This is a genomic window from Prevotella melaninogenica (assembly GCF_013267595.1).
Classification (GTDB): domain Bacteria; phylum Bacteroidota; class Bacteroidia; order Bacteroidales; family Bacteroidaceae; genus Prevotella; species Prevotella melaninogenica_D.
In genome coordinates, this window is the sequence record NZ_CP054011.1 from 632,745 (window position 1) to 655,690 (window position 22,946).

Sequence of the window (22,946 nt, forward strand, 5' to 3'; positions counted from 1 at the left end):
TTTAAAGAATTTGTGATGTTATAAGAAAGTAGAAATTTGGAATGAATTGATGAGGTATGTATAATGGTTCTGAATTACTCATGGTTAAAAGTACAATTTAGTCACTCTCACCGTTGATAACTTCCCTTATCAACAAGTCTCTTTTCTTCGCTTAGAAAAGAGTCATTATAATTTTTCTCCTCTTTCCTTATCTATGTTTAAAGTCCCAACAGATATGGTGCGAAGGCACAGCACCAATGGTGCGGATGGTAAACACCAATAGTGCGAAAGGTGAAGAGTGAAACAAGATGAAAGGTATTTTTATTTATTAGAGGAATAATAAAAGGTCAATTGAAGAATCTTTTTTGTTGAGTTTGAATTCATATTAGTCTGAACTTAATTAAAGAAGTGTTCGAATATGCATCAGATATTCATCTACTTGTGGGTCTGACATACGCTTCCATATATCTCCTAATAACGCAACGCCACCAAAGTGCCATTCTTTGACAAGTGGAATGTTATTAGCAGTTATACCTCCCAAGGCAATTACTTTCTCGTCAATTACATTCTCGATAGCTGCCTGCTTAAGTAAGGTAGGGGAGAAGGCTGCATGATATCCAACCTTAGAAATACTATCGAAGATAGGACTCAAGAATACATAGTCTTTTGAGTCTTTTTGTGTTATAACTTCCTCTATTGTATGACAAGAGCAAGAGATGCTTCCATGATAAGCATTGGGGGCCACAGAATAGCGCCGATTCAAATGAATACCATGAAGCTTATATTCTTCTGCCAATTCGAAATGTTCGTGCAGAACGATTCTACTGTGCCACTGTTCGGGTATTTGAAGAAGAAGCTGCTTGTAGGCTTCTAATGATGCTTCTGGCTTACGCAGATGCAATAAGTCAAGCCCTTGTGAAAAGAGTTTACTTATGAAAGTAGCCTCTCCCGATAAGAATTCGGGAGAGGTAATGGTTATCCATTTCATTAGATGATATTTATTTCTTTAGTTTCTCTATAATCAAATCGGCTACCTTCTTGCCTGATAGTAACATACCACCAAATATTGGACCCATTCTTGGAGTTCCTGCTACGGCTGAAGAAGCCATGCCACATACATAGAGTCCAGGGTAAATTTCACGTGTTCCTTCAACGACCATGCGTTCACCTTCAGCCACATCTAAGGACTTTTCACCCACAACTCCGCCTGTAGCAGTGTCAAGTTGGATACCATTCTTACGTGCCACAACTTTACATATCTCGCTGTCGTGACCGGTACCATCAATCACACATTTAGACATGATGTTTAATGGGTCGACATGTAGTCCTTCTCGAAGGACTGGAGTCCAATTGACAACAACACCACTTACAACATCATTCTTGAAGACAACATCTTCAACAGAATAGCAGTTGAAGATTGTTGCTCCAACATGTGCTGCATGATAAAGCAAAGAGGAGGTACTTTCAACGGAGTCAATGGTATAAAGTTCGTTTTCATAAGGCTGATAGCTGATATTGAAGTCCTTAACAATGTGCAATGCTTCTTCCTGTATAACAATTTGGTTGAACATCATTGCGCCACCCCACATACCTCCGCCTGGCGACAGCTTACGATCGAACAGAGCAGTTCTAAGCCCTGCTTTCGCCAGATAATACGCTGCTACAATACCAGAAGGGCCACCACCAACGATGGCAACATCGAGATCTAAATTACGCTGAAGTTTGTCGAAATAGGTACTAATAATACCTTTTGATACTTGTGTTTCAATCATAATAAATTTATATTTATGGATAATTGTTATTCTTTTGTTTATTCCTCACAGTTCTTGAGAGAATGACTAATACGTGCAGCACAGAAATGTGGGCCGCACATTGTACAATAGTTCGCATCAATAGAGTTGCTTGCTTTGTAATATTCAAGCGCACGTTCTGGGTCGAGTGCTAAGTTAAACTGGTCTTTCCAACGGAAGTCGTAACGTGCTTTACTCAATGCATTATCACGGATAGAAGCACTCGGATGTCCCTTTGCAAGGTCTGCTGCGTGGGCAGCTATCTTATAAGTGATGACACCAATACGTACATCTTCTTTCTCAGGTAGGGCAAGATGTTCCTTTGGTGTTACATAACATAGCATGGCAGTACCATACCATCCTATGAGAGATGCACCAATAGCAGACGTGATATGATCGTAAGCTGGTGCAATATCTGTGACGAGTGGACCTAATGTATAGAATGGCGCGCCATGGCACTTATTAATCTGTCGTTCCATATTCTCCTTGATTTTATGCATTGGAACATGACCAGGTCCTTCAATAAAGACCTGCACATTCTTTGCCCATGCACGCTCAACCAGTTCACCCATCGTGTCAAGTTCGGCAAATTGAGCCACATCATTCGCATCGTGTGTACAACCAGGACGAAGTCCATCTCCCAACGATATAGCAACATCATACCTTGCACAGATATCACATATATCATCAAAATGCTCATAGAGAAAATTCTCTCTTTGATGTTCCTTGCACCATTTAGAGATAATACTACCACCACGACTTACGATACCTGTCAATCGATTGTCAGCAAGATGTATATTCTTTAATCGTATGCCACAATGAATTGTAAAGTAATCCACTCCTTGTTCGCACTGTTCAATCAAGGTATCACGGAAGATTTCCCAGTTAAGAGCATCAATCTTTCCATTAACTTTCTCAAAAGCTTGATACATAGGTACTGTCCCAACTGGTACAGGACAGTTGCGAAGAATTTGTTCTCGTGTTTCATGAATATCCTTACCTGTAGATAAATCCATTAATGTATCGCAACCCCATTTACAACTCCAAACCGCCTTTTCAATCTCTTGTTCGATACCAGAAGATGTGGAGGAATTGCCGATATTGGCGTTTATCTTCACAAGAAAGTTCGTCCCAATAATCATCGGTTCAGATTCTGGATGCTTTTTGTTAGCAGGTATTACAGCCCTCCCTTCGGCAATTTCCTTGCATACAAACGCTGGAGTGATACGCGTACTGATACCCAACTCCTCACAATTCATATTCTCTCTGATGGCAACATATTCCATCTCCTCAGTTATAATACCCTGTTTGGCGAAATACATTTGGGTCTGTCTTTCCTTACGTTTTATGACCCAAGACTGTCGTAGTTTAGGCAGTCCGCACTCTAAGTTGATATCAATATTAGGATCACTGTAAGCTCCACTGGTATCATATATATACACAGGAGCATTGTTTTCCTCACATCTTTCTCCTTTCTTGATAGTAACAGTAGGAGTAAGATGTACTTTACGCATACCCACTTTGATCTCAGGATAGAGTCTTCCACTTAGGTAAACCTTCTCAGAGGAAGGATAACTAAACTTGAATTCTGTTTTCATTTATTGCTTGATTTAAGTTTATTGATAAATCTTTTCATTGTGGTAACTGGGTTGTCATCATTGTTAGCATTAAGGATAGCACCACTAATAGCTACGCCACTTACCCCTGTCTGCATTATATCCGATACATCTTGTAGAAGTATACCACCAATAGCAATGACAGGGATATTAATCCCGTAAGCGGTCATTTGCTCAATGATACGTCTATAGCCATCTAACCCTAAGATAGGAGATAGCTTTTTCTTGGTAGTAGTAAAACGGAAAGGGCCGCAACCAATGTAGTCTGCTCCAGCAAAAAAAATACGTTTGACATCCTCAAAAGTATTTGCTGTACCACCAATGATTTTATCCTTTCCCAGAAGACGACGTGCTTCATCGATAGGCATATCGTCCTTACCAAGATGCACACCATCAGCTCCCGACCTTTCTACCAGCTCTACATAATCATCAAGAAGGAAGACTGCATCATATTGTCTGCATAGTTTTCTCGTACTTTCTGCAGTCTTTAGAACCTCCTCTTCTGAAGCATCCTTCATTCGAAGTTGAATCCATCGGCATCCTCCTTCAAGTGCCATTCGAACGCCATCTAAGTAATCATAGCGATCATTGGCATGCGTAATAAATTGTATCATAAAGTTATTAGTTTCTCAGGATTAAACAAATGGTTAACAGGTCCGTGTCCTTCGCCTATATGAATATCCTTACCTGCCGCCAATGCTTGAGAAAGATACTTCTTTGCAGCCGCTATAGCATCAACTAAATCCAGTCCACGTGCTATATAAGAAGTGATAGCAGAGGATAGAGTGCAACCTGTTCCATGTGTATTTCGGGTGGCTATTGTCTTATGAGTGAAAGTTTGTACGCCTCCATTAGCCATATAAAGTCTGTCAACCTTTTCACCTCCATCTATGTGTCCTCCTTTCATCAGAACCGCATTACAGCCTAAACTCATTATCTTTTGTGCTGCTATATCCATATCATCGATGGTTTTTATTTTCATGTTAGACAATATTTCTGTCTCAGGAAGATTAGGAGTCAGCAGAGTAGACATTGGAAGCAAAGAATGACAAAATAGTTCCAAAGCATCTGGTTTCATAAGATTAAAGCCGCTTGTTGACACCATTATAGGATCAATCACTATCGGACACTTCGGATAATGCTTTAAAGTATCAGCTATGGCGTGTATAGTAGCACAATCATTTACCATCCCAATCTTTACAGCATCAGGTTTTAGATCGTCCATAACCGCCTTAATCTGATCTGCAACGATAAGAGGATTCACTCCATGAACAGCCTGTACACCCTTCGTATTTTGCACAGTAATAGATGTAATAGCAGTTGCTGCATAGACGCCCAAGGCTGACATAGTCTTTATGTCTGCTTGTATTCCAGCTCCACCGCTACAGTCAGAGCCTGCAATTGTCAATACACAAATATACCTCATTCAATATATCGGTTTGTAGAGGTACGTCTATTGCAGTTTTTCAAAAGATAATACGAGATAGAAAACAGTCCCATTAATGACAAACAAAGTGTAAGTATAGAATGAGACAATCCCTGCGGCTGCATTATCAGCGTCAGGTTCTATGGGTATAATCTCAGCAACACAATTGTGAAGCACCCCTTGTTTCTTAATTTATTTATTGGTTGACAAAAGTAAATGTTATTACTTAAATAGGAAATAGTTACCTAAGATTTAACTTATATTTAACGTTTAGTACGCCATATTATATAGTTCTCTCCCCAATTAAAAGACTATGTTTGCCAAGGAGTTGATGCTCCGCACATGTGGTGCTAATGGTAAACACCAATGGTGTTGGGTGCTAAATGCCTTGCAATACTTAGCCAAAATGAAAGCTATTTATTGTTGCCATACCTCAGATATAGTCATTATTCTCTATTCTTGACCTTTTTATAGGAGTTTTCGGTACATATATTACAGAAAAATATGTAAATTTGCATTTATATTAGCGTTAAACAACACACATATAAATCGTGAATAATTCTTCCACTATAAAGGGTTATGGCTATGCCAGCCTTTCTGCAATTACGTTTGGTACTATCCCGTTTTTCTCCATTCCTGTAATGGAATCGGGAATGTTATTGCCGTCAGTGTTAATCTATCGTTTTGCCTTCGGTTGCCTTTTTATGATGGCGATCCTCTTATGGCGTAAGCAAAATCTGCATATACGATGGGGAGATGGACTCCGTATCACATTCCTTTCGATTCTGTATGCTGTGTCGGCTGTATGTCTTTTCAGTAGTTACGAATATATGCCTGGTGGTATAGCTACCACCCTGCTATTCTCTTATCCGGTATGGACGGAGATTCTTCTCATTCTTTTCTTTAACGAAAAACTTACAATTCGCATATCCTTAGCTATTTTACTTGCTATTGCCGGTGTGGCTTTTCTTGGTGGAATAGGGCATACAGACGGTATTAAGTCGATGTGGGGTGTTACACTTGCAATGTCTTCAGGACTGCTGTATGCTATCTATATGGTACTTTTCCCTAACATGCGTATTCGTAAGTTGCCGGCGTTGAAGGTTAATTTCTACATCTTTTTTATGGCAATGTTGCTACTCATTCTTTATGCAACATTTACAACAGGAGGCGTACAGCGAATCTCTAACGCAGACTCTTTCCTTTCATTGATACTATTAGGTTTGATTCCAACCACTATCAGTAATGTAACGTTGGTACGTTCACTCACCTTGATTGATTCTGCCAGTGTTGCTATCTTAGGAGCCTTTGAGCCTCTCACTGCAATGACGATTGGTATCACACTCATGGGCGAACCACTCACAACATCTATTATTATTGGTTGTGTACTTATCATTACTTCCGTAATAATTCTTATCACAAAGGGCAAAACTTTACCTAATCCTCTAAGGAAATATGCCAAACATCAAGAATAAAAACATACTATGGCATCTTCTTGCCATTGCTATTGTTGCCGTATGGGGCACTACTTTTGTAAACACAAAAGTGCTTTATAACAGTGGACTAACACCGTTAGAAATATTCTTTCTGCGGTTTGTTATTGCCTATATTTGTATATGGTTTATCTCGCCACGTCAGCTCTTTTCTCGTACATGGCGTGATGAATTAATTATGGTTTTATTAGGTATAACGGGAGGTTCGGTGTTCTTCCTTGCAGAAAACTATGCCGTGGGACTTACTTATGTCAATAATGTTAGTTTCATTGTTTGTACTGCACCACTGCTTACTGTGCTAATTGGTATTACCTTTGTGAAGAGTATTAAAGCAAGTTGGTCATTGATTCTCGGTTCATTAATAGCCTTAATGGGTGTTGCCATTGTCATTTTTAATGGTAGTTTTGTCTTACATCTGAATCCTTGGGGCGACCTTCTCACCTTGTTGGCATCACTATGTTGGGCTGTTTATTCCTTACTAATGAAGAAGATATCAAACAGTTATTCAGCTGTTTTTATAACACGTAAGATTTTCTTCTACGGACTTGTAACAGTATTGCCAGCCTTTCTTTTTGACCCATGGACGGCAACCACTTCCATGCTTCTCACACCAAAAGTAATCTTAAACCTATTGTTCCTTGGACTTGTAGCATCTTTCCTTTGCTTTGTTCTGTGGACATTAGTCATTGCGAAGATTGGTGCCATGACATCATCTAACTATCTATACCTTAACCCTATCACTACAGTAGCAACCAGTGCTATCTTCCTCAACGAGCCGATGACAGCCATAGCGTATGTCGGGAGTGCGTTGATATTAATAGGTGTGGCGGTGTCGAATAAATAAAAGTAATGTTTTGTAGATACCAACTATTAGATAAGAAACCGATAGGAGGGTAAACTCACCTTTCTATTAGTCCGACTTAAACTATATTGTCTTTAAATAATAACTTAGTCATAATATGAAAAAAATAGCATTAATTACTGGTGCTACCAGTGGAATTGGCGAAGCCTGCGCACGTAAGTTTGCGCAAGGAGGATATGATGTTATCATTACTGGGCGTAGAGCACAACTTCTTGCTAACCTAAAGAAAGAACTCGAAGCAGAAGGAGTAAGAGTGTTAGCACTTGCTTTTGACGTACGCAATCGTAATGCAGCAACCGCAGCTATCAATAGCCTACCACTTGAATGGCAGCAGATAGATGTCTTAATAAACAATGCTGGTTTGGCTCTTGGATTAGAACCAGAATATGAGGGCAGCTTTGAGGATTGGGAAACGATGATTGATACCAATATCAAAGGACTCTTAACCATGACACGCCTTGTTGTTCCAAGAATGGTAAAACGTGATAGCGGACATGTTATTAACATCGGTTCTGTAGCTGGTGACGCAGCTTATGCAGGCGGTAATGTCTATTGTGGTACAAAGGCAGCTGTTAAGACGATTACCGACGGACTTCGTATTGACCTTGCACATACCTCTGTACGTGTGACGAATGTAAAACCAGGATTGGTAGAGACCCACTTCTCTAACGTACGTTTCCATGGCGATGATGCTCGTGCTGAAAAGGTATATGAGGGTGTTAAGCCACTCACTGGCGCCGATATAGCTGAGGTTGTGTTCTATGCTGCTTCTGCACCAGCCCATGTCCAGATTGCCGAAGTGCTCGTTCTTGCTACGCATCAGGCAAATGGAAGTGTGCTACATAGAGACACATCAAAGTAAATATCAACTTTCTTCGGTCACCTTGGATAGCTTTTAGCACATAAACAAAGTGTTTTTATTAGCAAAAAAGAGAAATAAAAAGTAATTATAGCGTGAGGATACAGGTTTATACGTTTATTATAGTTGGTCAGAAATAGACGTATGAACTCGTATCTCTACTTACTTTACTAAATATGCAGAAGAAATGAAACTTGAATTTATTGACCATAATACATATAAAGAATTAGATTATGAAGCCATTTTTGATGACCTTCATAATGATGTTTATCGGAAATATGGAAAAATAATAAATGCCAACTCATATATAAAAATTGCATGGTCAAGCGACCTATTACTACCTCAGTTTTTAGATTTATCCTCGAAAATATATGCAATAGGGATTGACCAAAATTTTGCCATTTATGATTTTGAAAAGAAACACAGAATTATGTATTTGGACTTGATGTTTCTTTTTTGTGAAATGGTAAAGGTTAACCAAAAATTATTTATTGCAACTGAATTAGAAGTTATTGTTGTAGATTTAGAAGACTATAACATTATTGATACCATATCATTACCAGATATGTACGATAAAATTGAGATTAATTGTGATCAAATTGACATTAATTGTGATCAAATTGACATTAATTGTTTGGAGAATATTCTTATAAAGTATTACACAAGGGATGATTAAAATAAGCAACGCCTTTCTTGTTGTGAAACGATAAAGTTAACCCAATATCTATTTGTTTACACTAATAAATTAAAGTAATGGGATTATATAGTATATCTGGACTTCTGATTATATGTTTGTCTTGCTATCTCTTTTATTGTTTGAGACATTTTCAAAAGATAAACACTTTGATTTCTTCAGTTGCATATATTTCTTTATGTGTTATTTTTACCTTAGGTCTTATAGGATTGTTTAATAAAGTCTTAGAGGGAACAAACTATATAATAGTAGGGATCATTATGATATGGATATGTTCTAAGGCTCATCATTCTGGAGGAGGTGGCGAATATATGTATATAAGAGGGTGGATAGGTGCTATCATCTCGTTGGTATATGGGATTTTTAAAAAACTAAATATGATATAAATGGGATGAATCTCATGCAATAATTCTTATTATATACTGCCATAAAAATAATCATACTGTTGCGAAATATATTTACATCAACCCTTAGTCTACTTGTAAAAATTAGGTAAAAAAGTACCATTTTATTCGCCTTTGTAACTATCTTGTTATTAAGTTATTACAAGATTGCATGATAAGAGGTGCTTAATAGGACTTTAAAAGGGCGTTAGTAAGACTTCAAAAGGGCACCTTTTGCAAGCCATTTAAGCCTCAGTTGAAGCGCTATTAATCGTTATGCAAAACGGATTGTATGATTTTATTTTTACATATATGTAATCACTTTTTTGTGGGTATGATCCTATAAGAAATAAAATATTATCTAATAGCATTATCTATTTTATCATTTACGTTTGAAATTCTTGCATGTTTTCGCACATGTTGGGGGTGTTTTTTGAGGTACATTTAGACTTTTCCATGCTCCACAATTAGCATAACCATTTTTATTAGCCCAAACAAGATTTGAACGACATTCAAAACAAGTTCTATCTGAGGGATTGTGTAAGGATTCCATTTCCTCTCTTCTACGTTTTTCCTCTTCTTCCTTTCTTTTAATATTTTCAAGTTTTTCTTGCAAATCTTGTCCGTAATCACAATAATTGGACATGTTTACACTTATAGATAAATCTTTATCATTCTCTATATGTTTATGTAGTTTAGCACCCGAAAACTGAGAATTTAATTTTTCTATCCTTTTGTGTAACTCTTTTTGTTTACATAAACGATATTTTTTTCCACTATGCTCTATAACCAATAGATCTAAACTATTCTTTTGTTTAACACCACAGCAATAATATTTAATCTTACAATTTGCACAAATAGATTCCTCTACGACTTTTATCTTTTTGCCATTATTTCTATATTTCTCCTCAATGCCTTTAAAATATATTTGATTATTAAGCCATTTACGTTCCTTGTCTGACTCTAAAAGAAAAGATTCTAATGACTCAAGAGTTTGGTTGGTTATATCTATCTCGAGACAAGTAAGATTCTTATAATCAATTTTTTCTTTATGCTGGACCTTAGAATTAAAGGTAAACTCTATAAGGTATTGTTTCCCATCTTCTGTTATTGCAATTACATCTGGTTGTTTATCTTCTCTATTATAATAACTATCAATTTTCACATCTACAAAGTAAATATCTGTTGCTGGAAAAATATCATAGTATGATGAAGTATGTATTTTCTTCTTATTTTTAATAATTTGTTCTGCAAGCTTATATAAGGTAACTTCATAGCAAATATTAAGATTAGCTCCGCGATTATCACTATGGTGAGCAAACCCATGTTCTCTCACATCCCCATGCCGTGCAAGTAAATTCTCGTGACAGCGAGGACAAATACAACCACACTGTTGCCCTCTTGGTACACTATCTACATGTACCATTTCTCCATTCGAATTCTCTGCCCATGAAAATACGTAATTAATATTCATTTCCTTATCTGATAATATTTATGATTTCTCTATGTGCCTACAGCAACACACGTAAACTCAAATGTAGACACAAGTCCTATATTATTTACAAAGATATATTATAGTATTGCGCTCATATTTATACTCATGAGTTATTTATCCTTAGACTTCTTCTCACGAGCAGTCTTAATTCTATCTTGAATCATCTGATAGTGTGAGATAGCATGTTTACGAGCATTGATAATCTGGAACCTATAGACAAAGCAGGTTGTAACAAAATATACAGCTGCTTGTATCCATAAGGCACGAACTTCTGGCAATACATCATCAATGGTCGCACCCATAGAGGCTATTCGTAGGTATCCACGAACACCAAATGTAGAAGGAATAAGCCAACTAACACCCTGCCAGCCACCAGGAATACTGGTCTGTGGCCATGATGCACCCGTAAGGAAGAGGAATGGAATAGACGTGAAAACCACTAAAAGCATCACATTCTCACGATAACGCACAAGACATGAGATGGTCATACCGAAGAAGATAACCGCTAACAGATATGGCAAAAGAAGCCAAAAGAGGTCAGCAGGACGGGCAAGCATAGTGAAGTTAAACAAATGGGGTACAACCATTGTTACGTATGCTGCCATAACACAATAAATCATGAAATAGCAAGAGGACTTGCCAAGTACTATCTTCATAATTCCATTGTAGTGCTTACCGATAGGGACAAGGTCTTGGAAACGGTTGTTTTCACGTGCTGTACCTGCTGATAAGCCAATTCCGAGAAGTAATGTTTGCTGTAGAATAAGAATCAATACACCAGGAAGAATAGCATTACCATAACCTCCCGTTGTGTTAAAGATAGGCTCTGCATCTACTATCATTGGTTCGGTGCTAACCTCTTCGTCTCTTTCTGTAAACGATAGAGAATGTTCTTTCTTTATGTCAGTACCCATTTCCATTGATACTGCCAATGCAGTCTGATAGATAGCCTTATAGGTAAGCATCAGACTCATGTCACAATACACACCCACATGAGCCTTTTCACCACGGTGCAAAGTGCGTTCAAAGTCACTTGGAAAGTAGAGTACACCATGTACAGCCTGTTTCCCTACTAATGCTTCAGCCTCCTGCAGGTTATTACAATAGTAGGCAGCACGTACATCAGGTGATGCATCAAAGTCTTGAATAAACTCACGTGAAGTTGAAGAGTGAGATAAATCGACAATAGCGACAGGAACTTCACGCACCACCTCATTATTATATATCCATGAGTAAAGCAGTGGGTAAGCCAAAGGTACAAGGAGAAAGAATATTAATACTCCTTCGTCTTTAATCGTACTCTTCGTTTCCAACCACCATATATAACAAAGAGAAGATAGAAAACTCAGCAGTCCTGAGCTTGTTTTCTTTTTGTTAGTAGGCTTCGTTGTATTCTTTGTTTCTGACATAATTGATCGTTTGTTAAACCCTCTTCTTTGAGAGATTATTTAATCAGTGATGAGTAATACACAGAAATATAGCTCTTTATAGAACTTTTCCTTTGGTAGTATTCTGTAAATAAACTCATCCTTTATGACCGTTAATGGATGATACTTGTATATCTTTATGGTATATACACATATTCAACCATTGCTCGCTTAATATTTCTAATCACAAGGATTGGCAGTGAGGCAAAAGCCACCAGTGCTACGACATTCACCCACGCATTTATCAATGGATAACCATTGAAGATACAGATTTGATAAATCATATAGTAATGGCGCAGTGGAATAATCTGTGCTAAGGCTTCAATCATACCGTCCATAGTAAATAGTGGGAAGGTTGCACCACAAGCAGAGAAGCCTACCACCGCCCAAAGAGAACATATACTCATTGACATTCGCAGAGAAGGCATCAACCCAAAGACAAAAACACCGAATCCCTGAGAAGACAATACAGTAAGTATGGCAAGGAAGACAATCATACCCAGACCACCTGGGTGTGGAAAGTTCAAATAGCCATAGACATACCATTCATAACCTAAGAATATGGTTAAGAAAATGAGTGTCTGTGGTAATAGTTTACCTGTAAGGGCTAAAAAAATATTATTCCCTGCCATAGACATCCACTCATTAGCTCTACCAAATTTTAGCTCGGTACCAATAGAGTAGGCGGTAATGAGAAACATGAATAGCACCAGAATACCAGGAATCATAATACTACTCAAATAAACATTATAGTTCATCCAAGGATTACCAACCATGTGTACATCGAGACCTATTGGCTGAATGATTGTTTTAATCTCATCAGGTGTCTTTCCAAGCATCTGCAACTTGGCTGCACCAACAGCCGCAGAACTTAAAGTCGTTACCGTCTTGAGGTCTTTAAAAATCATACCGCCCGCAACGAGTGTCACATTACTATAATAGAAAGAAATCTCAGGCTGCCGCTGAGAAATAAGCTTAGCCGTTGTTCCTTCTGGGATATAGAGGAAACCATATATCTCATTGCGCTGTATGGCTTTACGTGCTTCAGATACATTATTGTAATGCCCTGCGACACGTGTACTTTGAAAACCATCCAACTGACGAATCATAGCACGTGTAACAGAAGTATTATCGTTGTCGACAACACCACAAGGGAGTTTCTCTGGCTGCCCAGTACTCATCAGAGATGTAAAGAAAAAGATGATAACAAGAGGAAAAACCACCATACAACAGATGTAGATGGGGTTATGTATCATTAATCCAACTTCACGAGCAGAGAGATTAACAATCCTTCTTATGTATAAGAGTAATTTCTTCATTATGATTAAAAAGTTTCCTCAACTCCCTCTATAAAGGGATATTATGTGAGGAGAACTGCCTTTAATTGTCTTTGTTAGATGGTCTTTAAATAATGATTTTTTAATAGCTTATTAGTAAAGTAAGCCCCTCAATCATTGGTGTTAAGCCTTAGCACCATTGGTGCTTGCCATCAGCACCATATGTGTTTACCCTCAACACATCTATAGAAGATGCTAAGAGGGTTTTTATTTTGCCATTATTCAATAACTGATTGTTACTTAAAAAACAACCAATTTTATCCCGTTAGGCAACTCCCCTCCTTTGGAGGGGCTGGGGGAGGTCCTACTTCTTTATTATCAACGACATACCAGGCTTTAAGCCTTCAACCTTCTTTGTTGGTTTTGCCTTAACTTGGAATGTCTTTAGATCATACTGTCCATTGGTCTTTGTAGCCTTCCATACAGCGTAAGAACCTTTATCCTTTAAGGAGGTTACACGCAGTTCGATATTCTTATCAAGCGCAGGAACATAGGCTTTTAGAACAGTGCCAACCTTCATATCCTTGAGTTGATCCTCACGAACATTAAAGGTTCCCCAAATATCATCAACCATTGAGATGCTCATAATCGGACTACCTAAGCCGACAAGTTCGCCAACCTTTGGATAGATTGTTTCAACCTCTCCATCTGCTGTTGCACGCTGTACGGTTTCTTTCAAGACAGAACGAACTACATCAACTGCAGAACGAGCAGCCTGCGCTTGCTTTCTTGCAGCCTCTTTAGTCTCACGCTGGGCACCATTCTTGGCAAGTTCCCACTGCGATTTAGCAACTTGTACACCAGCCTTTGTTGCTTCGTATGCTGCCATAGCCTCATCACGTTTCTGTGCACTCATCACTCCTTCGTCGTACAAACGTTGCATACGACCGTAGGTCTTTTCGGCAATATCATTTGCTGCAATAGCCTGCTGATAAACTTGATAAGCACTTTCTACAGTCTCACGACGTGTAGGACCTTCTGCCAAAGCACTCAAAGCATCTGTTGCACCAGCCGCAGCTTCAGCCACTTTCTCTTGTGTACTTGCCTCAGGAATAGCCAATGTTGCAAGGACGTCTCCCTTGTGAACAAAGTCACCTTCCTTCACTTTAATATCTGTGATACGTCCTGGGAACTTACAAGCTACACGATATTCACTTACTTCTACTTCTCCTTGTATGGTCTCTTCTGTGCGGTCAATGGTGAAATAACCAATAACAGCCACGATAACTACTACAGATACAAAGCCTATTACGGCTAAAAGTATGTTGTTATGTTGTGATTTTGCTGACATATTTTTGAGGTTTAATTTTTATGTATTAAGTATTTTATTCTTGTAATGTGAACCTTTAAGATATGAGTTTGTGACTTTCTAATGCTCCATGAAACGCAAGTCTCAAAGTTCAAACCTGTATTATAAACCGCCAAGAGCCTTTTGTAATCCTGTTTGTGCTAACTTTACGCTGATTTCTGCATCAATGATTGCCATGCGTGAAGTCTGCCAAGCAGTCTGAGCAGCCATGACTTCTGTAACCGTCATAACACCCTCTTTGAAGCCTACGTTAGCACAACGAAGGTTCTCTTCTGCTGCAGCCATATTCTTCTGAGAGGTAGCAAGTTGCTTGTTTGCATCCTTAAGACGGAGTCTGTTCTGCTCTATCTCCAAGTCAATCTTCTTACGTACGTCATCCATTTCTAACTGTGCTATAGTCGTAGCAGTCTTACTTGCGCGTACCTTATATTTGTTCTCTCCCCAATTCCATATTGGTACTTGAACTGTTACTCCAATGTTCCATAAATCTGTAAAACGTTTCTGGAAACCATTAAAGAGATTCGGATTCGATACGGAATAGCCAGCAGTAAGAAGTACATGAGGCATATAAAGTGAACGAATAAGTTTGGTATTCTGTATGCTCATATCAACTGTATTCTGCAAGAGACGTAGCTCTGGACGAGCTTCATTAAGCCCAGTTGTATCTGATGAAGAGACTGTATAGTTGTCAAACTGTGTTGATGGAGTAGGAGGGAGATCGGCATCACCTTCATCAGATAGAGGTATATCACCATTCAATTCAAGACCACAAAGTTCGCACAATGCCATCTTAGCCAATGATACACCACTTTGAATACGAGCAATTTGCATGTCAGCTGTATTAACAGCTACCTCAACCTTTAATCCATCAGCTCGAGTAGCTACACCCTCGCGTATCATCTTCTTAACATCCTCATTGAGCTTTTGAGCTAAATCACGATAGCGAGTTGCTAACGCTTCTTTCTTCTTTAAGGAGATAGCAAGCCAATACGCATTATCAACTCCATAGAGGACTAACTGTCGTTTAAGGCTGATATTGTTTTGTGCAACCTGCTCACCAATAGCTGCCATATCGTTAGCTGCTTTAATAGCACCTCCCATATAAATAGGTTGATTGACAACAATACCACCGGCATAGACGTTCTTTGTGTTTGAACGGAATGCGTCATTGATACTTTGTCCGATATTGTTTCCGACCTGAGTGAGTGGTGTCGCAACATTGCTAAAGAGCTGACCAAGCTGCTGAGCCATCTGTGGACTGAGGATACCTTGTTGTGCTAACGAGGTTAAGTTCTGTCCAATCTGACCACCTAACTGCCCAAAGGTATTTGTTCCAAGATTGCTAAATGCATTCTTTTGATCATCGCTGAGAAGTGAAATCTCTCGTGAAAAGTGTTGATAACCAGCAAGTGCATCAACACGTGGCAGATACTTTGTCTTAGCTGCCTTACGTGTGTTTTCTGCCACATCTACTGTCATACGCGAAACCTTTAGCTGACGATTGTTTTGTAAAGCCAGCTCACGACACTTCTGCAGAGAGTACACCTCCTGTGCATGAATGCCCAAGGTGACACCCAATAACATTGCTATGGTGAATAACTTTTTCATTGTTAAATGCCTCTAAAAATATCTTTTGCAAAAGTAGCCTTTTTATATTGATTAACAAGGAAAGGTAGGCTGATAATCATTAAAATACAAAAATATGCCTATTTTTAGGGAAATATAGAACAACTTTGGAAATAAATGTTTAACTTTGCAGGATAGGTTTGTATAAAATACAAGTACGAAAACATTTCATACAGTGAACAAAAACAATTTCTTTTATCGTGCGTTTGACCTCTATTATGACGGGTTTCGGCACATGACATTGGGTAAAACACTTTGGACAGTGATAATAGTTAAGTTGGCTATTATGTTCCTTGTGTTAAAGATTTTCTTCTTTCCAAACTTTCTAAAAGCGAATGCGGAAAAAGGAAAAGAGGGTGAATTCATTGAGCAACAACTGATGAAAAGATAACGAGCTTCAGTTATTATCATCATTTATTACCGATAGCAATATATTCAATTCATAACATTTTAATAAATAACAACAAACAATGGAAAACCTACTTTTAGCCATTGATCCAGGAACTGTTGACTGGTCACGTGCACAATTTGCACTGACAGCCATCTATCACTGGCTTTTCGTTCCCTTGACACTGGGCTTAGCTGTCGTAATGGGAATCATGGAGACTTGTTATTATCGCACCCGAAAGGAGTTTTGGCGTACTGCAACTCGTTTTTGGCAGCGATTGTTTGGTATTAATTTTGCCATGGGTGTTGCTACTGGTATCATCCTTGAGTTCGAGTTTGGAACTAATTGGAGCAATTATTCTTGGTTCGTTGGTGACATCTTTGGTGCACCACTTGCCATCGAAGGAATCTTGGCTTTCTTTATGGAGTCAACATTCGTTGCAGTGATGTTCTTCGGTTGGAACAAGGTTTCAGCGGGCTTCCACCTTGCATCAACATGGCTCACTGGATTGGGAGCAACGCTCTCAGCATGGTGGATTCTCGTGGCTAATGCGTGGATGCAGTATCCTATCGGTTGTACATTCAATCCTGATACGATGCGTAATGAGATGACCTCATTCTTCGATGTTGCACTGAGTCCATTTGCAATTGACAAGTTCACACATACCATTACTTCTTCTTGGATATTGGGCGCAGCATTCACAGTTGGTGTAAGCTGCTGGTATCTGCTTCGTAAGCGTCACATAGAGCTTGCAAAGGAGAGTATTAAGGTTGGTGCTGCTGTTGGTCTTGTAGCTTCTCTTTTAGCAGGTTCTACAGGTCATAACTCTGCTTATATGGTAGCGCAATCACAGCCAATGAAGCTTGCAGCCATGGAAGCTCTCTATGAAGGAGGTACTGATCAGAGTTTGACAGCAGTTGCTTGGGTGAACCCATTTGAGCAGCCTGATTACATGAACCAGTCTGAACCTCCTATGCGAATAGCTGTACCTAATATGCTTTCTATCCTTGCAACAAAGGATGCTCATGGCTATGTCCCTGGTGTAAAGGATATCATCCGTGGTTATAAGAAGACTGATGGCACAATGGAACCATCGTTGAAGGAGAAGCAGGAACGTGGTCGTAATGCTATCCAAGCACTTAAAGACTATCGTGCAGGAAAGGACAAAGAGTCTAATCTCAAAGTTCTTGAAAAGGATATGAAGTACTTTGGCTATGGATATATTAAGGATGCTAAGCAGGTTGTACCATTCATTCCTGTTAACTTCTGGTCATTCCGAATCATGGTTGGCCTTGGATGTTTCTTCATTCTTATCTTTGCAGTGATATTGTTTATTGTTTACAAGAAAGATATTACTCGTCCACGCTGGTTACAGAGAGTAGGTATTGCACTCATCCCATTAGCTTTTATTGCAAGTGAGTGTGGATGGCTTGTTGCCGAATTTGGCCGCCAGCCATGGACAATCCAGGATATGCTTCCAACATGGGCAGCAGTGAGCGACCTCTCAAGTGGTGGTATCGCATTCACCTTCTTCCTCTTCCTTGTTCTCTTTACTGCAATGTTGACAGTTGAAGTTAGTATTATGTGTAAGCAAATTAAGAAAGGACCAGAACTATGACATACGATTTTCTGCAACACTACTGGTGGTTCATCATCTCACTTTTAGGTGCGCTACTTGTCTTCCTGCTGTTCGTGCAGGGTGCAAACTCAATGATTTTCCAATTGGGTAAGACAGAAGAAGAGCGCCGCATGCTCATTAATTCAACTGGTCGTAAGTGGGAGTTCACCTTTACAACGCTCGTTACGTTCGGTGGAGCATTCTTTGCTTCTTTCCCACTGTTCTATAGTACCAGTTTTGGTGGTGCTTACTGGGTATGGGTATTGATTCTCTTCACCTTTATCATTCAGGCTATTAGTTATGAATTCCAGAACAAGGCAGGTAACCTCTTTGGTGTTCGTACCTTCCAGACTGGATTGATTATTAATGGTATTCTTGGTCCATTGCTCTTAGGTGGAGCTGTTGCAACCTTCTTTACAGGTTCTAACTTCATCGTAGAGAAAGGTAACATTACTGACTTCATGCAGCCTGTTATCTCTCATTGGGCAAATGGTTCACGTGGACTTGACGTACTGCTCAATCTTTGGGTAGTTATCTTTGGTATTTCTGTAGTATTCCTTGCACGTATCCTCGGTACACTCTATATTAATAATAATGTGAACGATGACATTATCCGTGGACGTGTTCGTAAGCAGTTGCTCGTTAACACTGTTCTTTTCTTACTGTTCTTCTTGCCTTTCCTTATTGTAACATTGGTAGGCGAGGGTTACGCAGTAAATGAAGCTGGCATTATCGTTATGGAACCAATGAAGTATCTGAACAACTTATTAGCAATGTGGCCATTAGCTATCATTCTGCTTGTAGGTGTTGTTCTCTTGCTTTTCGGAATCGTTAAGACTGTTCTTAAGCCAGAGTATGTACGTGGTATTTGGCCTGCAGGTATTGGTGTTGTATTGGTTGTTTTGGTTCTCTTCCTCATTGCAGGATGGAACAACACAGCTTACTATCCATCAACAGCCGACCAACAGAGCTCATTGACACTTCAGAACAGTTCTTCAAGTGAGTTCACATTGAAGGCTATGTTCTATGTTAGCTTCCTTGTTCCATTCGTTTTGGCATACATAGTTTATGCTTGGCGTGCAATCGACAAGAAGGCTATTGACCGTAAGGAAATTGCTGAGGACGACCACGCTTACTAAGTTTTAGTCTTCCTTTTCTATACAGATAAAAGCCTATGGGGGGTGAGAGAAGTTTCTATTTATGAGTTTCTCTCACCCCTTTCTTTTTATAGAAAGAAGTACTAAACTTGGTTTTAAATCAGTTTGTTTATTATTGCTGTCCGGTAAAAATAAACTGAAAGCTCTGTATCCCTTTACTCATCGGTGTTGCAGCCGTTTTACTTATTCAGGGGCTTGGTTTTCAGTTTCAAACTGTAAGCATTATAAAATGTGCTTATATTGACAAGGAAAGCCCTATAATAACCAGATAAATTAATGAAATCATAAGTTTAAGTCTATTTTAACTAACACAGATAACTCCAAAAAAGTTTTATCGGACACCAATATTTGTTTATTAGATAACAACACTCACTTATTTATTAAAAAAGATATTTTTACGATTGAAATATATTTACAAAAATCTCTATAAAAAGCACTTTTGAACTCAAGAAATGACCATCAAAAGCCATAGTTGCAACTATCAGTTAATCAATAGATAACAAAGTTGGAAAACAAAAGGTGCTTAATTAGCTTCTAACTAACGCCCTTTAAGGGTCCAATTAAGCCTTTGTTAGAGGTCAATTAAGCCTCAATTGAATCCTTATTGGGCGTCTTTTATTTTGTGTGTTTAGAATTATCTTTACAAAACAGCAGTTTTGTATCGTATCAATCAAATTGGAATTAAAAAAATAAAGTTCAAATTCCGGTTTATAGAATATGTTTTATATCTTTGCAGAAAATATGCTGCACTCGGCAAAGTGGAAGCAAGCTTCCTTTGCTCTCGTTTGCGTTATTTTTGCAGAAAATAGTTGTATGAATTTGAAGATAAAGATATTAGTTTTATTGATTACTCTATTTCTCTTTGGTGGTTGTTCTTCAGAAGTAAACTATAGTAGTCAAATAATAAACTACGATTTTAATCAATTAGATGGTGTCTTAATCTATAATAGAGATATTGACGTGACCATTTTTGAGCTATTTAGGGTAAAGGGGAGTGGTCTTGTGTTTGTAGATAACCAGTTGAGAATAACTAAAAAGCCAAAGAACTATCCCTTACAGGATAACGAGATAATTAAGTTTCTCAAGTCTTATAAGAAATTAAACCTATCGTATTGTTGCATAGATAATGGGAAGATAATAAGAGTGATTTCTAATGGCATTGACTATATAAAAATAAATAAAGACTATAATGACAAAAGATACCTTTTCGACTCGCATAAGCAAGAGTATGAATATATAGGCAATGATTGGTATGTAAAGAAGATGTAAATACCATAGACAAAAGAAAAATGAAACAGAGATTATTAATTTATACGGTATGGATTACCATTTTCCTATGCATATCGATTTTGATTCTTTTCATAACTGCCATAACACAAGGCTATTTCCCATATCTTAACTTGGTGATATACATACCATCTATCATACTCTCTTCTGCTTCATTTGCAGTTATATTTGAAGACAAATGGTGGGTAAGTCTAATTGAAGGTATGGTCACAAGTCTGCCAGCTCTTTACCTATTCTCTTTTATTTAAAGATCTTTAATTGTAGAAAAGTAAAAGAATATTCTTTCTACTTCTCTTTATCACCCTCTACTTCACCAATTTTTCGTGTAGAATTGTCAGCTAACACGTCGTTGACTATGTTCGTAAGTTGCTCTTTCAATTCGTTAATAAATTGAGAAGCATCATACTTTTTAGCTTCAATATCACGAAGTTTCTTCTCCCAGATACCCGTCAATTCGGCTGATGTAAGAAGTTTCTCGTGAATAGTATCAATCAGTGCAATACCAGTCTCAGTTGCTTCTATATTCTTTCTTTTACGACGAATATAATGGCGTTTAAAGAGCGTTTCAATAATTCCTGCACGTGATGAAGGGCGTCCGATACCATTCTCCTTCATAGCAGCACGCAGGGTTTCGTCTTCAACAAACTTACCAGCTGTTTCCATTGCACGAAGCAAAGAGGCCTCAGTGTAATGTTTTGGAGGGGTTGTTTGTTTTTCGGTAAGGGTAGGGGTGTGCGGTCCTGATTCCCCTTTCTTAAAGGTAGGAAGTAGAGGAGAGGTTGTAGCGGTTCCTTCTTGGCTATCATCCGATGGAGTAGAGGAGGAACCTGTAGGGGTATCAGTGCAAACTCTCCAACCCAAATCCAATATTTCTTTGCCAGAAACCTTAAACTCTATCTCGTCAACATTACCTAATACTGTTGTCGTAGAGAACTTGCAATCGGGATAGAAAGCAGCGATAAAACGACGTGCAATGAGGTCGTACACCTTTTGTTCAGCATCTGTCAGTCCTTGTGGTAGTACACCAGTTGGAATAATGGCATGGTGATCTGTCACCTTTGAGGAATCAAAGACACGTTTTGTCTTAGGCAATGGCTTGCCACCCAACGTCTTCACGATATCGGCATAAGGTTTTTTACCCGCAAATGTAGTCTGAAAGAGTCCGTTCATTATCTGTGGACACTTCGGATAGATATCATCAGAGAGGAACTGTGTGTCAACACGTGGATAAGTTGTAAGTTTACGTTCGTAGAGAGTTTGAATCGTATTGAGTGTCATCTCAGCAGAGAATCCAAACTTACGGTTACAATCTACCTGCAGAGAGGTGAGATCATAAAGTTGTTTAGGCTGTTCTGCCCCTTTCTTTTTTGCTACACTTGTTATTGTAAAAGGCTTTCCTTCAATCGTTGAGAAGGCTTTTTCGCCTTCTTCTTTAGAGGTGAATTTACCCTTTGTTGCCGTAAACTGCGTTTCACGATAAACTGTAGCTAATACCCAATAAGGCTCTGGCTTAAAGTTATCTATCTCTTTTTGTCGCTGTACGATGAGTGCCAAGGTTGGTGTCTGTACTCGACCAATTGACAGAACCTGACCTCTGCCATAACTATTGTTGCCATACTTTAATGTATAAAGGCGTGTAGCATTCATTCCTAATAGCCAGTCACCAATCGCGCGAGACAATCCTGCGAGGTAAAGTGGCTGATACTGCTCTTGTTCCTTTAAGTTGGCAAACCCCTCGCGAATAGCTTCATCCGTCATCGAAGATATCCAAAGACGCTTCACAGGACACTTTACACCTGCTTTTTGCATTACCCACCGCTGAATTAATTCACCTTCCTGACCAGCGTCACCACAGTTGATAATCATCTCTGCCGACTGGTAAAGCTGCTCAATAACAGCAAACTGCTTTTTGATACCTTCGTCTTCAATGAGCTTAATACCAAAGCGTGGAGGTATCATTGGCAATGCAGCGAGACTCCAATATTTCCAGTTCGTAAAATAATCATTAGGTTCCTTCAACTCACAAAGGTGGCCGAAGGTCCATGTTACTTGGTAATTATTGCCCTCCATATAGCCGTTACAAGCCTTGTTGGCACCAAGGATTCGAGCTATATCTTTAGCAACACTGGGTTTCTCTGCAATGCAAACTATCATACAATTTCTTCTTTGTTTTAAGCCATTTTACCTTTGCAAAGGTAAG

The 22,946-nt window shown here is 38.7% G+C and carries 19 protein-coding genes and 1 riboswitch; of the genes, 8 read left to right on the forward strand and 11 right to left on the reverse strand.

What is annotated here, in order from left to right; translation table 11 throughout:
• Positions 1-379: 379 nt before the first annotated feature.
• From FIU21_RS07845 to thiD, 5 genes are read right to left on the reverse strand one after another with little or no spacing between them, the layout of a single operon-like run.
• Positions 380-967 carry a thiamine phosphate synthase gene (locus FIU21_RS07845; protein WP_004361127.1) on the reverse strand — a complete coding sequence of 196 codons (588 nt, stop codon included), beginning with the start codon at positions 965-967 and terminating at the stop codon, positions 380-382.
• A gap of 10 nt (positions 968-977) precedes the next feature.
• A complete protein-coding gene (locus FIU21_RS07850) occupies positions 978-1,751 on the reverse strand; it encodes a sulfide-dependent adenosine diphosphate thiazole synthase (RefSeq protein ID WP_004361129.1) in 774 nt (257 codons plus the stop codon).
• Positions 1,752-1,789: 38 nt separating this feature from the next.
• Positions 1,790-3,367: a phosphomethylpyrimidine synthase ThiC gene (thiC, locus tag FIU21_RS07855; protein ID WP_004361131.1), complete on the reverse strand. Its 1,578-nt coding sequence runs from the start codon at positions 3,365-3,367 to the stop codon at positions 1,790-1,792.
• A complete protein-coding gene (locus tag FIU21_RS07860) occupies positions 3,364-3,999 on the reverse strand; it encodes a thiamine phosphate synthase (RefSeq protein WP_036886745.1) in 636 nt (211 codons plus the stop codon). Before FIU21_RS07860 ends, thiC begins: the two co-directional genes overlap by 4 nt.
• A complete protein-coding gene (thiD, locus tag FIU21_RS07865; RefSeq protein ID WP_004361133.1) occupies positions 3,996-4,811 on the reverse strand; it encodes a bifunctional hydroxymethylpyrimidine kinase/phosphomethylpyrimidine kinase in 816 nt (271 codons plus the stop codon). Before thiD ends, FIU21_RS07860 begins: the two co-directional genes overlap by 4 nt.
• Before the next feature lie 92 nt (positions 4,812-4,903).
• A riboswitch (TPP riboswitch) is annotated at positions 4,904-5,002 on the reverse strand.
• A 360-nt stretch (positions 5,003-5,362) separates the two neighbouring features.
• On the opposite strand from thiD, the gene FIU21_RS07870 reads away from it, so the two are divergent.
• From FIU21_RS07870 to FIU21_RS07885, 4 genes are all read left to right on the forward strand, one after another.
• Positions 5,363-6,286 carry a DMT family transporter gene (locus FIU21_RS07870; protein WP_036886749.1) on the forward strand — a complete coding sequence of 308 codons (924 nt, stop codon included), beginning with the start codon at positions 5,363-5,365 and terminating at the stop codon, positions 6,284-6,286.
• Positions 6,267-7,148, forward strand: coding sequence for a DMT family transporter (locus FIU21_RS07875; protein ID WP_004361137.1), 882 nt, complete (start codon positions 6,267-6,269; stop codon positions 7,146-7,148). Before FIU21_RS07870 ends, FIU21_RS07875 begins: the two co-directional genes overlap by 20 nt.
• A gap of 115 nt (positions 7,149-7,263) precedes the next feature.
• Positions 7,264-8,028, forward strand: a complete 765-nt coding sequence (locus FIU21_RS07880; protein ID WP_004361140.1) for an SDR family oxidoreductase — start codon at positions 7,264-7,266, stop codon at positions 8,026-8,028.
• A 184-nt stretch (positions 8,029-8,212) separates the two neighbouring features.
• Complete coding sequence (locus tag FIU21_RS07885; RefSeq protein WP_004361142.1) at positions 8,213-8,701, forward strand: hypothetical protein; 489 nt, start codon at positions 8,213-8,215, stop codon at positions 8,699-8,701.
• Between the two features lie 783 nt (positions 8,702-9,484).
• Here FIU21_RS07885 and FIU21_RS07890 read toward each other — a convergent pair.
• The 5 genes from FIU21_RS07890 to FIU21_RS07910 all read right to left on the reverse strand — a co-directional run bounded on the left by FIU21_RS07890 (position 9,485) and on the right by FIU21_RS07910 (position 16,278).
• A complete protein-coding gene (locus FIU21_RS07890; protein ID WP_004361144.1) occupies positions 9,485-10,576 on the reverse strand; it encodes a competence protein CoiA family protein in 1,092 nt (363 codons plus the stop codon).
• A 131-nt stretch (positions 10,577-10,707) separates the two neighbouring features.
• Positions 10,708-12,006 carry an ABC transporter permease gene (locus FIU21_RS07895; protein WP_050759766.1) on the reverse strand — a complete coding sequence of 433 codons (1,299 nt, stop codon included), beginning with the start codon at positions 12,004-12,006 and terminating at the stop codon, positions 10,708-10,710.
• 155 nt (positions 12,007-12,161) lie between these two features.
• Positions 12,162-13,343, reverse strand: coding sequence for an ABC transporter permease (locus FIU21_RS07900; RefSeq protein ID WP_036886754.1), 1,182 nt, complete (start codon positions 13,341-13,343; stop codon positions 12,162-12,164).
• A gap of 322 nt (positions 13,344-13,665) precedes the next feature.
• On the reverse strand, positions 13,666-14,652 hold the full coding sequence (locus FIU21_RS07905; protein WP_004361150.1) for an HlyD family secretion protein: 987 nt from the start codon (positions 14,650-14,652) through the stop codon (positions 13,666-13,668).
• Between the two features lie 120 nt (positions 14,653-14,772).
• A complete protein-coding gene (locus FIU21_RS07910) occupies positions 14,773-16,278 on the reverse strand; it encodes a TolC family protein (protein ID WP_004361152.1) in 1,506 nt (501 codons plus the stop codon).
• Between the two features lie 193 nt (positions 16,279-16,471).
• Here FIU21_RS07910 and FIU21_RS07915 point away from each other — a divergent pair, with 193 nt between their 5' ends.
• The 4 genes from FIU21_RS07915 (at position 16,472) to FIU21_RS07930 (ending at position 20,728) form a co-directional block, all read left to right on the forward strand.
• Positions 16,472-16,687: a DUF4492 domain-containing protein gene (locus tag FIU21_RS07915; protein ID WP_004361154.1), complete on the forward strand. Its 216-nt coding sequence runs from the start codon at positions 16,472-16,474 to the stop codon at positions 16,685-16,687.
• A gap of 79 nt (positions 16,688-16,766) precedes the next feature.
• Positions 16,767-18,302, forward strand: a complete 1,536-nt coding sequence (locus tag FIU21_RS07920) for a cytochrome ubiquinol oxidase subunit I (protein WP_004361156.1) — start codon at positions 16,767-16,769, stop codon at positions 18,300-18,302.
• The gene (locus tag FIU21_RS07925) at positions 18,299-19,441 is read left to right on the forward strand and encodes a cytochrome d ubiquinol oxidase subunit II (RefSeq protein ID WP_004361158.1); all 1,143 of its coding nucleotides are present in this window, start codon (positions 18,299-18,301) and stop codon (positions 19,439-19,441) included. The genes FIU21_RS07920 and FIU21_RS07925 overlap by 4 nt, the downstream gene beginning before the upstream one ends.
• 861 nt (positions 19,442-20,302) lie before the next feature.
• On the forward strand, positions 20,303-20,728 hold the full coding sequence (locus FIU21_RS07930) for a hypothetical protein (RefSeq protein ID WP_254361453.1): 426 nt from the start codon (positions 20,303-20,305) through the stop codon (positions 20,726-20,728).
• 303 nt (positions 20,729-21,031) lie between these two features.
• On the opposite strand, the gene FIU21_RS07935 is transcribed toward FIU21_RS07930, so the two are convergent.
• On the reverse strand, positions 21,032-22,900 hold the full coding sequence (locus tag FIU21_RS07935; RefSeq protein WP_004361160.1) for a DNA topoisomerase 3: 1,869 nt from the start codon (positions 22,898-22,900) through the stop codon (positions 21,032-21,034).
• Positions 22,901-22,946: the final 46 nt, after the last annotated feature.

What these genes read in the sequence shown, in the direction of transcription:
- FIU21_RS07905 (WP_004361150.1), bottom strand. Translation starts at nt 14,652, where the DNA reads ATGTCAGCAAAATCACAACATAACAACATACTTTTAGCCGTAATAGGC.
- FIU21_RS07925 (WP_004361158.1), top strand. Translation starts at nt 18,299, where the DNA reads ATGACATACGATTTTCTGCAACACTACTGGTGGTTCATCATCTCACTT.
- FIU21_RS07850 (WP_004361129.1), bottom strand. Translation starts at nt 1,751, where the DNA reads ATGATTGAAACACAAGTATCAAAAGGTATTATTAGTACCTATTTCGAC.
- FIU21_RS07900 (WP_036886754.1), bottom strand. Translation starts at nt 13,343, where the DNA reads ATGAAGAAATTACTCTTATACATAAGAAGGATTGTTAATCTCTCTGCT.
- FIU21_RS07875 (WP_004361137.1), top strand. Translation starts at nt 6,267, where the DNA reads ATGCCAAACATCAAGAATAAAAACATACTATGGCATCTTCTTGCCATT.
- FIU21_RS07845 (WP_004361127.1), bottom strand. Translation starts at nt 967, where the DNA reads ATGAAATGGATAACCATTACCTCTCCCGAATTCTTATCGGGAGAGGCT.
- FIU21_RS07880 (WP_004361140.1), top strand. Translation starts at nt 7,264, where the DNA reads ATGAAAAAAATAGCATTAATTACTGGTGCTACCAGTGGAATTGGCGAA.
- FIU21_RS07910 (WP_004361152.1), bottom strand. Translation starts at nt 16,278, where the DNA reads ATGAAAAAGTTATTCACCATAGCAATGTTATTGGGTGTCACCTTGGGC.
- FIU21_RS07920 (WP_004361156.1), top strand. Translation starts at nt 16,767, where the DNA reads ATGGAAAACCTACTTTTAGCCATTGATCCAGGAACTGTTGACTGGTCA.
- FIU21_RS07895 (WP_050759766.1), bottom strand. Translation starts at nt 12,006, where the DNA reads ATGTCAGAAACAAAGAATACAACGAAGCCTACTAACAAAAAGAAAACA.
- FIU21_RS07860 (WP_036886745.1), bottom strand. Translation starts at nt 3,999, where the DNA reads ATGATACAATTTATTACGCATGCCAATGATCGCTATGATTACTTAGAT.
- FIU21_RS07935 (WP_004361160.1), bottom strand. Translation starts at nt 22,900, where the DNA reads ATGATAGTTTGCATTGCAGAGAAACCCAGTGTTGCTAAAGATATAGCT.
- thiD (WP_004361133.1), bottom strand. Translation starts at nt 4,811, where the DNA reads ATGAGGTATATTTGTGTATTGACAATTGCAGGCTCTGACTGTAGCGGT.
- thiC (WP_004361131.1), bottom strand. Translation starts at nt 3,367, where the DNA reads ATGAAAACAGAATTCAAGTTTAGTTATCCTTCCTCTGAGAAGGTTTAC.
- FIU21_RS07890 (WP_004361144.1), bottom strand. Translation starts at nt 10,576, where the DNA reads ATGAATATTAATTACGTATTTTCATGGGCAGAGAATTCGAATGGAGAA.
- FIU21_RS07885 (WP_004361142.1), top strand. Translation starts at nt 8,213, where the DNA reads ATGAAACTTGAATTTATTGACCATAATACATATAAAGAATTAGATTAT.